11 protein-coding genes are annotated in these 12,787 nt (G+C 71.8%); 1 reads left to right on the plus strand and 10 read right to left on the minus strand.

Going from position 1 to position 12,787, the window contains the following annotated elements; translation table 11 throughout:
* Positions 1 to 6: 6 nt before the first annotated feature.
* From ACFV4P_RS29835 to ACFV4P_RS29860, 6 genes are all read right to left on the minus strand, one after another.
* Positions 7 to 1,614 carry a cation acetate symporter gene (locus ACFV4P_RS29835; RefSeq protein ID WP_380476397.1) on the minus strand — a complete coding sequence of 536 codons (1,608 nt, stop codon included), beginning with the start codon at positions 1,612 to 1,614 and terminating at the stop codon, positions 7 to 9.
* A complete protein-coding gene (locus ACFV4P_RS29840) occupies positions 1,611 to 2,036 on the minus strand; it encodes a DUF485 domain-containing protein (protein ID WP_380476399.1) in 426 nt (141 codons plus the stop codon). The genes ACFV4P_RS29835 and ACFV4P_RS29840 overlap by 4 nt, the downstream gene beginning before the upstream one ends.
* A 114-nt stretch (positions 2,037 to 2,150) precedes the next feature.
* A complete protein-coding gene (locus ACFV4P_RS29845) occupies positions 2,151 to 2,900 on the minus strand; it encodes a response regulator (RefSeq protein WP_380476534.1) in 750 nt (249 codons plus the stop codon).
* Between the two features lie 11 nt (positions 2,901 to 2,911).
* Positions 2,912 to 4,072 (minus strand): sensor histidine kinase, encoded by a 1,161-nt coding sequence (locus ACFV4P_RS29850; protein ID WP_380476401.1) that lies wholly within the window; start codon positions 4,070 to 4,072, stop codon positions 2,912 to 2,914.
* Between the two features lie 70 nt (positions 4,073 to 4,142).
* Complete coding sequence (locus tag ACFV4P_RS29855; protein WP_380476403.1) at positions 4,143 to 4,625, minus strand: DUF1453 domain-containing protein; 483 nt, start codon at positions 4,623 to 4,625, stop codon at positions 4,143 to 4,145.
* Between the two features lie 141 nt (positions 4,626 to 4,766).
* Positions 4,767 to 6,917, minus strand: a complete 2,151-nt coding sequence (locus ACFV4P_RS29860) for a type IIA DNA topoisomerase subunit B (RefSeq protein WP_380476405.1) — start codon at positions 6,915 to 6,917, stop codon at positions 4,767 to 4,769.
* Positions 6,918 to 7,346: 429 nt separating this feature from the next.
* On the opposite strand from ACFV4P_RS29860, the gene ACFV4P_RS29865 reads away from it, so the two are divergent.
* The gene (locus ACFV4P_RS29865) at positions 7,347 to 7,577 is read left to right on the plus strand and encodes a hypothetical protein (RefSeq protein WP_073817457.1); all 231 of its coding nucleotides are present in this window, start codon (positions 7,347 to 7,349) and stop codon (positions 7,575 to 7,577) included.
* 111 nt (positions 7,578 to 7,688) lie between these two features.
* Here the strand turns inward: ACFV4P_RS29865 and ACFV4P_RS29870 are convergent, their stop codons facing one another.
* From ACFV4P_RS29870 to ACFV4P_RS29885, 4 genes are all read right to left on the minus strand, one after another.
* The gene (locus tag ACFV4P_RS29870) at positions 7,689 to 8,540 is read right to left on the minus strand and encodes a S1 family peptidase (RefSeq protein ID WP_380476536.1); all 852 of its coding nucleotides are present in this window, start codon (positions 8,538 to 8,540) and stop codon (positions 7,689 to 7,691) included.
* A 204-nt stretch (positions 8,541 to 8,744) separates the two neighbouring features.
* A complete protein-coding gene (locus ACFV4P_RS29875) occupies positions 8,745 to 10,367 on the minus strand; it encodes an RNA polymerase sigma factor (protein ID WP_380476407.1) in 1,623 nt (540 codons plus the stop codon).
* A gap of 434 nt (positions 10,368 to 10,801) precedes the next feature.
* Positions 10,802 to 11,674 (minus strand): FadR/GntR family transcriptional regulator, encoded by an 873-nt coding sequence (locus ACFV4P_RS29880; protein WP_380476409.1) that lies wholly within the window; start codon positions 11,672 to 11,674, stop codon positions 10,802 to 10,804.
* A 270-nt stretch (positions 11,675 to 11,944) separates the two neighbouring features.
* On the minus strand, positions 11,945 to 12,784 hold the full coding sequence (locus ACFV4P_RS29885; RefSeq protein ID WP_380476410.1) for a hypothetical protein: 840 nt from the start codon (positions 12,782 to 12,784) through the stop codon (positions 11,945 to 11,947).
* Positions 12,785 to 12,787 lie beyond the last annotated feature (3 nt).

Consider the following 12,787-nt stretch of genomic DNA (forward strand, 5'->3'; position numbering starts at 1 on the left):
CGTCCGTCAGGCGGCTCCGGCGCCGGTCAGGGCGCGGACCTCCAGCTCGGCGTAGCCGTCCTCGTCGGCCGGCTCCCGGTCCAGCAGGGTGCCCAGCCAGCCGGCCAGGAAGCCGAGCGGGATGGAGATCAGACCGGGGTTCTCCAGCGGGAACCAGTGGAAGTCCATGCCGGGCAGCACCGAGGTCTTCGTCCCGGAGACGACCGGCGAGAACAGCACCAGCACCACCGCCGGAACCAGGCCGCCGTACACCGACCAGACCGCACCCCGGGTGGAGAAGCGCTTCCAGAACAGCGAGTACAGCAGCGTCGGCAGGTTCGCCGAGGCGGCCACCGCGAAGGCCAGACCGACCAGGAACGCGACGTTCAGGCGCTGCGCGAACAGGCTGAGCACGATCGCAAGCCCACCGATCACCACGGCGGAGATCCGGGCCGCGATCACCTCCTCGCGCTCCGACACCTTCCGGCCGCCCTCCCGCCGCCAGGCCCGGGCGTACAGGTCGTGGGCGAACGCCGCGGAGGAGGCCAGCGTCAGACCGGCGACCACCGCCAGGATGGTGGCGAACGCGATCGCCGAGATCACCGCGAACAGCAGCAGGCCCCCGGTCGAGCCGTCACCGCCGCCGAGGTCCAGCGCGAGCAGCGGAACGGCCGTGTTGCCCGCCGAGTTGGACGCCCGCAGGTCGTGCCCGCCGACCACCGCGCCGGCCCCGAGGCCGAGCACGATCGCCATCAGGTAGAACGAGCCGATCAGGCCGATCGCCCACATCGTGGAGCGCCGGGCGGCCCGCGCGGTGGGCACCGTGTAGAACCGGCTGAGAATGTGCGGCAGACCGCCGGTGCCGAGCACCAGCGCCAGGCCGAGGCTGACGAAGTCCAGCCGGTCGAGCGCGCTGGAACCGTAGTTGAGGCCCGGCCGCAGGTACTTCTCGCCCTCGCCGCTGCGCCGCGCGGCGGTCTCCATCAGCGCACCCAGGTCTCCGTGGAACCGGGCCACCACCAGCACCGTGAGCAGCACCGAGCCGCCCACCAGCAGGAACGCCTTGACGATCTGGATCCAGGTGGTGGCGCGCATGCCGCCGACCGTCACGTAGACGATCATCAGGGCGCCGACCGCGATGATGGTCCACGCCTTGGCGGCCCCGCTGTTGGTGCCCAGCAGCAGGGCGACCAGGCTGCCCGCGCCGACCATCTGCGCGATCAGGTACATCAGCGTGACGACCATCGAGGACAGGCCGGCCGCGGCCCGCACCGGCCGCTGGCGCATCCGCAGCGCCAGCACGTCGGCCAGCGTGTACCGACCGGTGTTGCGGACCAGTTCGGACACCAGCATCAGCACGACCAGCCAGGCGACCAGGAAGCCGATGCTGTAGAGCACGCCGTCGTAGCCGTACAGCGCGATCAGCCCGGTCACGCCGAGGAAGGAGGCGGCCGAAAGGTAGTCGCCGGACAGCGCGAAACCGTTCTGCAGCGGGGAGAAGTCCCGGCCGCCGGCGAAGAAGTCCTCGGCGGCGTGGCCGCGGCGGCCGACCCAGATCGTGATGGTCAGCGTCACCGCGACGACGACGGCGAAGAGCGCGACGGCGAGGCCGTGGTTCGGGTGGTGAGCGGTCATCGCAGCTGGTCCTGGGTGTCCCAGCGCAGTTCGAGGGCGGCTCGATCGCGCTTGGTGCGGGCATTACGGGCGTAGAGCCAGGTGAGCAGGAAGGTCGAGGCGAACTGGCCGAGACCGAGCGTCCAGGCCACGTTCAGCGGCCCGGCGATCCGGCGGCCCAGCAGGTCGGGCATGAACGCCTCGGCCGACACGAACAGCAGGTACCAGGCCAGGAACCCGGCGCAGGCCGGGAACACGAACGCGCGGTAGCCCCGCCGGATCTCCTGGAACGCCTCGCTGTCCTGAACACTCCGGTAGACCGCGCCCCCCACCCGGTCCTCCGGTGGTTCCGGCTCCGCCTCCACACTGCGCCGCGGCGCCACCACCCGGGGTTGGGGGGCGGCGGCCCCGGCCCACCAGTCGACTCTCTCCTGCTGCGCCACTTGCCGACACCTCATCATTCCGGCCACTACGACCGAACCATGATGGAGCGTCACAAACCACACAAGGAAACCAGTGAAGATACGTTCAGCCTATGCCGCGAAAGGGCGGTACGTTCACCAACCTTCTGAAATTCCATGCTTGAAGGCGTACGCAACGGCCTGCGCACGGTCCCGAACGGCCGTCTTGGCGAAAAGGTTGTTGATATGGGTTTTCACCGTTGCGGGGCTGACGAACAACCTCTCGGCGATCTCCGCGTTGGACAGTCCGGACGCGATCAACGCCAGCACCTCGGCCTCCCGTTGGGTCAGCCCGTCCGGCAGCGCCGCCCGACCGGCCCGCCCGGGCCCGGCCTTCGGCGCGGCCTCGGGCCGCTGCTCCGCGACCGGCCGCGCCGGGGCGGTCGGGGTGGTCGGGGCGACCGGGGCGGTCGGCGTGCCCGACAGGCGTTCCAGCAGCCGCAGTTGGACCTGCGGGGAGAGCCCGGCCGCGCCCGAACGGACGTCCGCCACCGCGCGGGCGATCTCCTCCGCGCCCGCGTCCTTGGTCAGGAAGCCGCGCGCGCCCGCCTGCAGGGCGGAGAACAGCGAGTCGTCGTCGGCGTAGGTGGTGAGCACCACCACCTCGGTGCCCGGGTGCTCGGTGCGCACCCGGCGGGTGGCCTCCACCCCGTCGCAGCGCGGCATCCGCAGGTCCATCAGCACCACGTCGGGGGCGTGTTCGGCGACCAGCCGCAGCGCCTCCTCGCCGTCCGCCGCCGAACCGACCACCGTGATGCCCGGCAGCAGCCCCAGCAGCATCACGATGCCCTCGCGGACCACGGTCTGGTCGTCGGCGACCACCACCCGGATCGGCCCGCCCGTCATCTCCGTACCCGTCACGCCGGCACCCGCAGCAGCACGCGCCACCCTCCGTCCTCGGGGCCCGCCAGCAGTTCGCCGCCGAGCAACTCCGCGCGTTCGCGCATCCCGAGCAGACCGTACCCGCTCCCGCTGTCCCCCAGCATCGGGTCCGCACCGTGCGGGGCGCCGGCGTTGCGCACCGTCAGCTCCACCGAACCGTCCAGGTAGCCGAGCCGGACGTCTACCCGGCCGCCCGGCGCGTGCTTGCGGGCGTTGGTCAGCGCCTCCTGCGCGGTGCGGCGCACCGCCAGCCCGGCCTCCGCGGACACCGGCCTGGGCACCCCGTCCACCGTCAGCTCGGCCCCGGACTGCGCGGCCAGCTCGGCCACGAACTCGGCGACGGGGGCGAACTCGCCGCGCAGCGCGGACAGCGCCTGCCGGGTCTCGGCCAGCCCGTCCTGGGCCATCCGCCGGGCGGCGACCACCCGTTCGCGGACCTCGGCCCGTTCGGCGCCGGCGTCCAGCATCAGCCGGGCCGCCTCCAGGTGCACCAGCTGCGCGGACAGGCTGTGCGCCAGCACGTCGTGGATCTCCCGGGCGATCCTGGCCCGTTCGGCGAGCGCCGCCGACTCCGCCTTCGCCGCCTGCGCGGCCCGCTCCTGGGCCAGCAGCGCGCGCTGCGCGGAGCGGGCCTGGGTGTCCAGGCGCAGCAGGTAGCCGAGCAGCCCGAGGCCGCCCGCGACGACCAGCATCACCAGCAGCGACTCACCCGAGCTCAGGCCGTAACTCGCGAGTGCGGCAGCGGCGGTGAGCAGCCCCGCGGCCAGCGGCAGGCGGATCACCGCGAGCACCGCGAGGCCGTACCAGATCATCGAGGCCAGGGTCTTCGCCCCGCCGTCGTCGGCCAGCCCCGCGACCACCAGCAGCCCGGCCGCGCAGCCCAGCGCCTGCCACAGCCGCCGCGCCCGGCAGAAGAAGAACCAGCCGGTGAACAGCCCGGTGGCGGTGAGGATCCAGAGGATCGGCGGCAGCAACCGCCAGCCCGCGTAGTGCTGTTCGGCGAAGGTGCCGAAGACCACCGTCGACAGCAGGCCGAAGCGGCCGACGAACCCCAGCACCAGCCGGGCCCGCGAGTGGTGCTCCCGGATCGGGACGTCTCCGGCCGGCCAGCGGGTCCAGCGTTCCAGGGTGCTCACCGGACGATCCTCTCTCAATGCCGGTGCCGCCGACACCCGGTGGGGTCGGCGGCACGGTGCCGGCGTTCCGTCAGGCGGCCAGGGTGTGCTTGTGGTCGTCCAGCTGGCGGGCCCGCCAACTGACGGCGGCCGAGCGGACCAGCAGCAGCAGGCCGAGCGACAGCATCAGCACGCTGGTGGACTGGTGGACGTGCAGCGCGGTGCCGACGCCGTACCAGCCGATCCGGATCACGATCGCGCCGACCCAGGCGAACACGGTGGCGACGGAACCCTGGGTCCACAACTGGCCCTCCTGGTCGCGCCAGAGCCGCATCGTCCAGCCCCAGGCGCAGCCCATGCCCACGGTGGTGACCAGCGAGCCGGCCAGGATCAGGGCGGCGGCGCCCTTGTGGGCCGGGTCGATCAGCACCGGATCGCGCAGCGCGACCGCGGCGAGGATCAGCGGCAGCAGCCAGAACCGGCGTTCGGTGTCCAGCCGGCGGGCCCGCAGCTGCCGGCCCACCACCAGGACGATCACGGCGACGGCGATCAGGACGTTGGACAGGGCGGTCATTTCGGGTGCCTCCTGGGCGGGGTGTTCTCGACACCACGAAATCTACGGAGGACGGGCCGCCGAATCCTCGGAGCGGGGGTGGAACCGCAGACGGAGAAGGCTCTCCACCCGTGGGTGGAGAGCCCTTTCGCGTGGGTCTGCTCAGGCGTCGATCCGGGACCGGTCCAGGGTCGCCGCCGAGTCCACGATGAACTCCCGCCGCGGCGCGACGTCGTTGCCCATCAGCAGGTCGAAGGTCTTCTCCGCGGACTCCAGGTCGCCCAGGTTGATCCGGCGCAGGATCCGGTGCCGCGGGTCCACGGTGGTCTCCGCCAACTGGTCGGCGTCCATCTCGCCGAGGCCCTTGTAGCGCTGGATCGGGTCCTTCCAGCGCAGCCCCTTGCCCTGGAACTCCAGCAGGGTGCGTCGCAGTTCGGCGTCCGAGTAGGTGTAGTGGTACTTCTCCTGGCCGCGCTTGGGGTTGGTCAGCTCGATCCGGTGCAGCGGCGGCACCGCGGCGAACACCCGGCCCTGCTCGACCATCGGCCGCATGTAGCGGTGGAACAGCGTCAGCAGCAGGGTGCGGATGTGCGAGCCGTCGACGTCGGCGTCGGCCATGAAGATGACCTTGCCGTAGCGGGCCTGGTCGATGTCGAAGGTGCGGCCGGAGCCCGCTCCTATGACCTGGATGATGGCCGCGCACTCGGCGTTCTTGAGCATGTCGCTCACCGACGCCTTCTGGACGTTCAGGATCTTGCCGCGGATCGGCAGCAGCGCCTGGAACTCGGAGTTGCGGGCCAGCTTGGCGGTGCCCAGCGCCGAGTCGCCCTCGACGATGAACAGTTCGCTGCGGTCGACGTCGTCGCTGCGGCAGTCGGCCAGCTTGGCGGGCAGCGAGGAGGTCTCCAGCGCGGTCTTCCGGCGCTGCGCCTCCTTGTGCTGCCGGGCGGCGACCCGGGTGCGGGCGGCGGCCACGACCTTCTCCAGCACGGCCCGGGCCTGGAGCTTCTCGTCCTTCTTGGCGGAGGTGAGGAAGCTCTTCAACTCCTTGGCCACCACGGCCGCCACGATCCGGTTGGCCGCCGAGGTGCCCAGCACCTCCTTGGTCTGCCCCTCGAACTGCGGCTCGGCCAGCCGGACGGTGACCACCGCGGTCAGGCCCTCCAGCGCGTCGTCCTTGGTGACGTCGTCCTCGGCGACCCGCAGCAACTTGCTGGACCGCAGCACCTCGTTGACGGTCTTGGCGAGCTGCCGCTCGAAGCCGTTGACGTGGGTGCCGCCCTTGGGGGTGGCGATGATGTTGACGAAGGAGCGCAGCGTGCTGTCGTAACCGGCGCCCCAGCGCAGCGCGATGTCCACCCCGAGTTCCCGGGTGACCTCGGTGGGGGTCATGTGCCCGAGCTCGTCGAGCACCGGGACGGTCTCCTTGAAGGTGCCCTCGCCGCGCAGCCGCAGCACGTCGGAGACCGGGCGGTCGGGGGCGAGGAACTCGCAGAACTCGCTGATGCCGCCGTCGAAGCGGAAGGTCTCCTCCTGGACCTGCTCGCTCTCCGTCAGCCGCTCGTCACGGACCACGATGGTCAGGCCGGGCACCAGGAACGCGGTCTGCCGGGCCCGGGCGTGCAGCGACTCCAGCGAGAGCTTGGCGTCCTTGAGGAAGATCTGCCGGTCCGCCCAGTAGCGGATCCGGGTGCCGGTGCGGGTCTTGGCGAACCGGCCCTTCTTGGTCAGCCCGCTGCCGGCCGTGAACGTCGTGTCCGGGCCGTCCTCGGCGAACACACCGGGGGTGCCGCGCCGGAAGCTGATCGAGTGGGTGGTGCCGGAGCGGTCCACCTCCACGTCCAGCCGGGCGGACAGGGCGTTCACCACCGAGGCGCCGACGCCGTGCAGGCCGCCGGAGGCCGCGTACGAGCCGCCGCCGAACTTGCCGCCCGCGTGCAGCTTGGTCATCACCACCTCGACGCCGGACAGCCCGGTCTTGGGCTCCACGTCCACCGGGATGCCGCGGCCGTTGTCCCGCACCTCGACCGAGCCGTCCTGGTGCAGCAGCACGTCGATCCGGTCGCAGTAGCCGCCGAGCGCCTCGTCGACCGAGTTGTCGATGATCTCCCACAGGCAGTGCATCAGACCGCGACTGTCCGTCGACCCGATGTACATGCCCGGCCGCTTGCGGACCGCCTCCAGCCCTTCGAGGACGAGCAGATGCCGCGCGGTGTAGTCGGACCCGCCCTCGCCGGTCACCAGTGAGGACGGGACGGTCTTTTCTCCACTCACGCTCTGCACTCCTCCACGATGTTGACGGACACCCCGCATGCTCTCAGCAACTGAGACTTCGGCCGCCGAGGCCCGCACGCCTTGTACGCGCTGCGCGAACACGGCTCCCGCCGCGGACGCGGCCCTCACCCTGCCATCTCCTGCCGACACCACGGGTCCTGGCGGACCTGGACGGCCGGGGAGGGCGGCGGAGCTGCTGTGATGCGGTCAAACGGGGTCCGGGACGGGGCTTATGCTCCACCCCAGCGGAGGATTATGCTACGCGGACCTCGCCCCCCGGCTCGGTCGGGCGTTCGAGGTGATTGGCGGACCATCGGAATCGGTACGCATGAACCACCGGTGCCCGGGGCACGTCCTCATCAACGAGACAGCAGAATCCTCAAAGAGAAAAGCCACGAGCGGGAACGAATTCCACCTGGTTGGATGTTGATCCTGGTACACAGCTCGTCGAGCTAGAGAAGAGGCGACGTGACTACTGTTCTGACCCCTGCGAGCCCGCTCACCGCGGCAGACCGCTGCGACCGTTGCGGCGCTCAGGCCTACCTGCGCGTCGTCCTTTCCAGCGGTGGAGAGCTGCTGTTCTGCGCCCATCACGGGCGTAAGTTCGAGCCCGAGCTCAAGAAGATCGCCGTGGAGATACACGACGAGAGCAACCGCCTCTCCGGCACCTCGGCAACGGCTACCGAGGGCGAGCGCTGACGCTCCCGCCCATCTCCCGAGCTGCTTGAACGGCCGGGCGGCCCTCCCTTCGGGGCGGGCCGCCCGGCCGTGGCGTTTGCCCGGCCGCCGCGGCAGGTCGTGTCGGCCACGTCACAGCACGTTCTGCACGGACTCCGCGACCGCGGAGATCCGGGTGTAGACCCCCGGGTGCTCGGCCTCCGCACACCCGGCGCCCCAGGACACCAGGCCAGCCAGCCGCCCGCCCACCACCAGCGGGCCGCCGCTGTCGCCCTGGCAGGCGTCCTTGCCGCCCCGGTCCTCCCCGGCGCACACCATGCTGCGCGCGTCGTACGCGCTGTCCGGCCCGCCCGGGTAGGCGTGCTCGCAGGCGGCGTCCGAGATGATCGGCACCGTCACCTGCCGCAGCGTGTTCGAGTACGTTCCGTTGCCGCGGGTGTCGCCCCAGCCGAACACCGTCGCCGGGGTGCCCACCGCGTACGGCCGGTTCTCGCCCGGGCCGACCATCTCCAGCAGCTGCCGGTCGTTCTGCGGCTCGGCCAGCGTGAGCACCGCCACGTCCCGGCTGTTCGCGGCGAAGCTGTAGCTCGGCTCGATCCACACCCCGTCGACCGCCACCTCCTTCCCCGCACTGCCCCGCAGGTCGTCCCGCCCGACGATCACCCGCAGCGCGGGCCGCTGGGTCGGCCGGCCGGTGGTCTCGTCGTAGAAGCAGTGCGCGGCCGTCACCACCTTCGTCGGCGTGACCAGCGCCCCGCCGCAGAACTGCCCGGAGCGGGACGAGCCGAACTGCGGACGGCTGGACAGCGCCACCATCCACGGGTGGTCGCCCGTGCTGGTGCCCGTTCCCCCCACGATCCGCCGCTGCGCGGCCGCCGGAGCGGCCGCCCCCAGCACGACCAGCGGGACGGGCAGAGCGGCCACGGCGACGAGTGCGACCGCCCGACGGCGGCGCCGGGGCGCGGGCGGGTCCAGGAAGGGCACCGGGTTCTCCAGGGGTTTCGGCGTGCGGACGGGAATGCGCTGGGCGTCGTCGCACCACTCGGAATGGGGCAACCTGCCCAGCGTAGTCACCTGCTTACCCACCGTGCCGCCCCAGCCCGCGCCGGCCACTCCATCGGGCGACGTCCGGACATGCGAACGGGCCCCTCCGCCGGTGGCGAAGGGGCCCGTCCAGGTGACGAACTGTCAGTCCAGGTAGTCGCGCAGCACCTGCGAACGCGACGGGTGGCGCAGCTTCGACATGGTCTTGGACTCGATCTGGCGGATGCGCTCGCGCGTCACGCCGTAGACCTTGCCGATCTCGTCCAGCGTCTTCGGCTGACCGTCGGTCAGGCCGAAGCGCATCGAGACCACGCCCGCCTCGCGCTCGGAGAGAGTGTCCAGCACCGAGTGCAGCTGCTCCTGGAGCAGGGTGAAGGAGACCGCGTCGGCCGGGACGACCGCCTCGGAGTCCTCGATCAGGTCACCGAACTCGCTGTCGCCGTCCTCGCCGAGCGGGGTGTGCAGCGAGATCGGCTCGCGGCCGTACTTCTGGACCTCGATGACCTTCTCCGGGGTCATGTCGAGTTCCTTGGCCAGCTCCTCCGGGGTGGGCTCGCGGCCCAGGTCCTGGAGCATCTGGCGCTGCACGCGGGCGAGCTTGTTGATGACCTCGACCATGTGCACCGGGATGCGGATGGTGCGGGCCTGGTCGGCCATGGCGCGGGTGATCGCCTGCCGGATCCACCAGGTCGCGTAGGTGGAGAACTTGTAGCCCTTGGTGTAGTCGAACTTCTCGACCGCACGGATCAAACCGAGGTTGCCCTCCTGGATCAGGTCCAGGAACAGCATGCCGCGGCCGGTGTAGCGCTTGGCCAGCGAGACCACCAGGCGGAGGTTGGCCTCCAGCAGGTGGTTCTTGGCGCGGCGGCCGTCCTCGGCGATGATCTCCAGCTCGCGCTTGAGCTTCGGGGCGAGCTTGTCGGCCTGGCTCAGCTTGTCCTCGGCGAACAGGCCGGCCTCGATCCGCTTGGCGAGCTCGACCTCCTGCTCGGCGTTGAGCAGCGGGACCTTGCCGATCTGCTTCAGGTAGTCCTTGACCGGGTCGGCGGTGGCGCCGGCCACCGCGACCTGCTGCGCCGGGGCGTCGTCCTCGTCGTCGTCGGAGAGCACGAAGCCCTGGTCCGACTCCTCCTCGGGGCCCTCTTCCTTGCCGTCGGCGGGCAGAGCCACGTCTTCGAGGAGTTCTTCCTCGCCGACGATGTCCTCGTCGCCCTTGGCACCGGCCTTGCCGGCCGCAGCGGTCTTCTTGGCGGCGGTCTTCTTCGCGGGGGCGGCGGCCTTCTTGGCCACCGTCTTCTTCGCCGGGGCGGCCTTCTTGGCGACCGTGCGGGCCTCGGCGAGACCGATGGTCTCGACGACGGTGACCTCACTGGTCGTCACGGCGGCGGCCACGGCCACGGTCGGGGCGGGCGCGCCGGGGGCGATCCGCACCGGGGGCTTGGTCTGGGCGACCGGCGTGCGGGTGGTGACCGCCTTGGTCGCCGTGCGCTTGGTGGTGCTCTTGGCCGCGACGCTCTTGCGCTTGGCGCCGGCCGGCTCGGCCGCGCTGACCATCAGCTCCACCCCCTCCTCAATCAGCACCTGGTTGAGGCTGCGCATGACGTTCTTCCACTTGGTGACCGGGATCTGGTCCGCCTCGAACGCGTGGCGCACGTCGTCACCGGCGATCTGCCCCTGGGCCTTGCCCCGCTCGATGAGCGCCAGCAGTGCCGCGGACTCGGCGATCTCGGGGGGAAGCGAACGGGATGTGCTGGCCGACACGAACAACCTCTCGGACGATGAGTGGACGATCCCGCACCGACCACCCGAGCGACTCGGGTGGGTGGACGATGATCGGGGTCTGCAGGACGGCAGCAGCGCCGCGCACCAACACAGCCATCTGGCCTGTGGTGGTTATTCCGGAGCTGCTTCCGCTCCGTACACATCGCTGCCGCCACTCAAGTGTTACGCATGCCCGTCGTGGCGCCCGTCACACCACCCGGCGGCCGGTACCGGCTGCCCCCGGGCGGCCTATCGGCGACCGGCTCCACGAGGCGTTCGCACCGGGCCGGGACGGGCCGGCACGGGCCGGCACGGGTCTCCGACGGTGTGTCCGGGGCAACTGTGTGGGACGCGACACGCCGATGGCCCCCCGGCTGCGGGTGGAGCAGCAGAAGGGCCATCCGTTTCGGAACGGGCGGGGCTGGACTCGGCCGAGCCGCTCAGTGCTCCCGCGGGGCCGGAACGGCGTGCTCGACGTCCGGGTGAACGGTGAGCAGCGCGCGGACGGCGGCCTCGGCGGCGGTGCCGTCCCCGGTGCCGAGCGCGTCGACCAGCCGGCTGTGCAGGCCGACCGACGTCTCGGACGGGCGCTCGCAGGTGGTGCCGGCGCCGCCGGACACCTGGAGGGCGCCCGCCACGATCCCGGACAGGTGCTCCAGCATCCGGTTCCCCGCCATCTGCAGCACCAGGCTGTGCAGCTCGGCGTCGGCGCGGGCGTAGCTGACCAGGTCGCCCTGGCTGCCGGCCTGGGCCATGATCTCGGTCAGCTCGGCCAGCCGGTGCTGGACGTCCTCCCGGCCGTGGCCGGCGGCGAGGCGGGCGGCCAGCGGCTCGATCGCCCAGCGCAGCTCGAACAGCTCGCGGCGCTGCTCGTCGCGCTGCGGGCCGAACGCGCGCCACTCGATGATGTCGGGGTCCAGCAGGTTCCAGTCGCTGACCGGGCGGACCCGGGTGCCGACGTTCGGCCGGGCCGAGACCAGGCCCTTGGCCTCCAGCACCCGGAGCGACTCGCGCACCACGGTGCGGGAGACCTCGAAGCGCTGGCCGATCTCCTCCGGCACCAGCGGGCGGTCGGCGCCCAGGTCTCCGGAGACGATCATCTGGCCGAGCTGCTGGACCAGCTGGCCGTGCAGGCCGCGGCCGCGGCTGCTGGTGGTCTTCCGGCCGGCCCGGGCGAGTTCGTGCTCCGCCCCCTCCCAGCGGGGGGCGGGCGGCATCGGGCGGTCGGCGTACGGGAAACGGTCCAGCTCGGAGGCGGAGATCGACTCGGCCTGGCGAGCGGCGGTCACGGTGGGGTGCGCAAGGGTACTCACGCCATCCTTTGTCGGCGATCGGCGGGGCCGTCTTGAGCATTCTCCTGAAAAGCACACGAAAGGGTGATCGGCCGCGTCTGGATAATTGACTTCTTATCAGCAAGAAATGCGCATATCGGTCATCCCGGCGCGGATTCAACTGCCATTCCGGACACCGCTTCGACCGGCCTCCGCAGGGTCCGCGGGGTCCGCGGGTCCGCGCGGAGACGGGACCGGCTTGGTTGTCGGGCCGTCAGCCCCGGGTGCCGAAGGGGCCGACAGCCGTGGGGGTTACAGCGCGCGGCGGCGGAGCTGGGCCACCAGCACGGCCAGCACCAGCAGGGCGGCCGGGGCCAGCAGGGCGGCGATCACCATGCCGTCCAGCGCCGCCGCCGTCCGGTCGGCCGCCTCCCGCACCACGTTCAGGCCGTACTGGAAGGGCAGCAACTCCCGTACCCACACCGGCCAGTTGAGGCCGAGGCGGTGCAGCAGCAGACCTGCGGTGGGCTCCAGCAGGGCGGGCGTCGCGCAGGTGAGCAGCACTCCGACGAGGGCGCTGCGCACCAGGGCCGTCAGCAGCAGGCCCGCCCAGCCGCCGGCCACCGCCAGCGCCAGGTACGCCGGGAGCGGGCGACCGACCCCGCCCACCGCGAACGGCCCCGCCGCCGGGGCGGGCGCCAGTCCCGGAGGGGCGGTCAGCTCCGCGGGGTGCGGGAGGGACAGCAGCGCCGAGGCGTCCACCGCGGCGGGCAGCGCGAACCGGACCACCAGGGTGTTCACCGCGAGCGTCAGCACCGCCAGCAGGACCGCCGTCGCACCGACCACCAGCAGCTTCGCCAGCAGCGCGCCGAACCGGCGGACCGGGTTGACCCGGGACGCGGCCAGCCCCGGCCAGCGCATCTCGTTGCTGTACACCAGCGCGCCGAGCACCGCCGCACCCAGCGCCGTCAGCGGGAGCGGCAGCCACGGGGCCACGCCCGCCATCGCGCGCACCGCGCCCGTCGCCGTCAACTCCCCTGCCGGGAAACGGCGGGCCGACACCGCGGCCAGCGCCGCGTTCAGCAGCAGCACCGCCGCGACCACCACCCACGTGGAGCGCACCCCGCGCAGCCGACGCACCTCACAAGCCACCAA

This window comes from Kitasatospora sp. NPDC059795 (assembly GCF_042732175.1).
Lineage (GTDB): Bacteria > Actinomycetota > Actinomycetes > Streptomycetales > Streptomycetaceae > Kitasatospora.

Coding starts and splice junctions, on each gene's coding strand:
- ACFV4P_RS29835 (WP_380476397.1), bottom strand. CDS start 1,614: ATGACCGCTCACCACCCGAACCACGGCCTCGCCGTCGCGCTCTTCGCC.
- ACFV4P_RS29845 (WP_380476534.1), bottom strand. CDS start 2,900: ATGACGGGCGGGCCGATCCGGGTGGTGGTCGCCGACGACCAGACCGTG.
- ACFV4P_RS29855 (WP_380476403.1), bottom strand. CDS start 4,625: ATGACCGCCCTGTCCAACGTCCTGATCGCCGTCGCCGTGATCGTCCTG.
- ACFV4P_RS29860 (WP_380476405.1), bottom strand. CDS start 6,917: ATGCGGGGTGTCCGTCAACATCGTGGAGGAGTGCAGAGCGTGAGTGGA.